The organism is Saccharothrix sp. ST-888, from assembly GCF_000955975.1.
Taxonomy (GTDB): Bacteria; Actinomycetota; Actinomycetes; order Streptomycetales; family Streptomycetaceae; genus Kitasatospora.
Genome location: NZ_JYJF01000261.1, coordinates 1 through 1,671, shown reverse-complemented (window position 1 = coordinate 1,671; position 1,671 = coordinate 1). Strand labels below are relative to the sequence as shown.

Here is a 1,671-nt window from a genome sequence, read left to right as displayed (position 1 = left end):
GCGGGGGTGATCTGGCCGAAGGCTCGTGAGCCGGCGCGGTCGTCGAGGGCGTCGGCGACGCGGTCGGAGAGGGCGACCCAGGCGCGGCTGCCCTTGGTCTTCGGCGCGGTGAGCAGCAGCTGGTTGTTGTTCACCGCGGAGAGGGTGGCGCGGATGAACAGGGTGCGCTCACGCAGGTGGACGTCGTCCCATCGCAGCGCGAGTGCCTCGCCCTTGCGCATGCCGGTTCCGATCATCAGCTCGGCGAGGTCGGCGTAGAGCGGGTCAATGGCGTGGGTGAAGCGCAGGAAGCGGGCTGCTTGCTCCTCGGTCCACAGGTGCCGCTCGGCGGGGGCGGGGCGGGGGAGGAGCGGGGGTTTGGCGGGGTTGCGGGGGAGGCGTTCGCCGGTGACGGCGGAGCTGAGGGCGCTGGAGAGGGTGGACATGATCCGGTGAACGGTGACCTTGCCGCGGTGGTGGTGTCGCAGTTGGTTGGTGACGAACGCGGCCAGGTGCTGGCGGGTGAGGTCGTCGAGGGGGATGCCGCCGAGGGCGGGGATCAGGTCCTGCTCGATGTAGGCGCGGTAGCGGGTGATGGTGGTGGGCTTGAGATGGAGTTCCTTCTCGGCGAGCCAGGTGGTGAGGTAGCCGGCGAGGGTCTGCCGGGGGTCGGTGATGACACCGGTGGCCAGGCCCTGGTTGAAGTGCCGCAGGGCGGTGCGGGCCTCGATCTCGTCGGGGAAGCTAGCGCGGCGGATGGTGTGGCGGTGGCCGTCGGTGGAGCGGGCATCGACGGCGAAGGCCCAGGTGCCGTGCTTGGGGTCGGTGGCGAGGAGGGGACAGGCGGTGCCGAGCTGTCGGCGGTGGTCGTCGCGGCAGCCGCAGCGCCGGTAGACCCGTCCTCGCTCTCCGCTTGGGGTCGGTGTGTGGCGCATGGTGATCGCCTCGAAGGGTTGAGCGCTGGTCGTGCTCTTCAAGTCTCTGCCTTCGATGCGACCACCGTGCGACCACCAGGACCCAAACGGGGCCTGTGACCTGCCGGTCTCCCTTGTGGGTGGTAAGGGGTCGCAGGCCTGAAATCGTCCCCCCGTGACGTGTGGATCTCCCTTGATCAGTGGGAAGGGAGATCTGGTGCGGCGGCTGGGCGTTGCCTGCTCACGCGGCCGGGCAGGCGGTCAGATGAGCCGGTCGCGGTGGGCGGCCGCGGCTTCACGGACGAGCTGGGCGAAGCGGCTGTGGCTGTGGCTGTGGTTCTGTTGCTGTCCGGCGTGCTCGTCGGCCCAGTCTTCGTCGTCGAGTTCGTCGTACTCACGCGGTCAGGGCGGCTGTGGCGTCTGACAGAGTGAGAGGCAGTTCGTGGGACTGGAGCGCCCGTGGACTCGCACGAACCTGGGGATGGCCTGTTTATGGGGTGCCCCGCAGACCTCGGGAGTCGGCGCCGCCACCTTGCGGGCTCACCCTGCCCCTCGGCAGCCAGAGCGAGACCGGGCCGGTGTCCTCCGGCAGCCCCGCTGCCTTTAGCAGGCCTCGGCTTCTCATGCGCAGGATTCGCGACCGGTTCACTCGATGTAGTGCGATCTGCGTGGTAACGGGCGAGGCATGGGTAGGCAGCGGCTGGTCGCCGCCGATGCGGGGAGCCACGGCCTACGCCCCTCGTGCTGATAGGCCACCGCCGAACGGGAATTGACCACT

At 69.5% G+C, this 1,671-nt stretch carries 1 protein-coding gene; it reads right to left on the bottom strand.

Going from position 1 to position 1,671, the window contains the following annotated elements:
• The coding region (locus tag UK12_RS32490; RefSeq protein ID WP_052682416.1) for a site-specific integrase at positions 1–956 on the bottom strand (956 nt) is incomplete at its 3' end.
• Positions 957–1,671 lie beyond the last annotated feature (715 nt).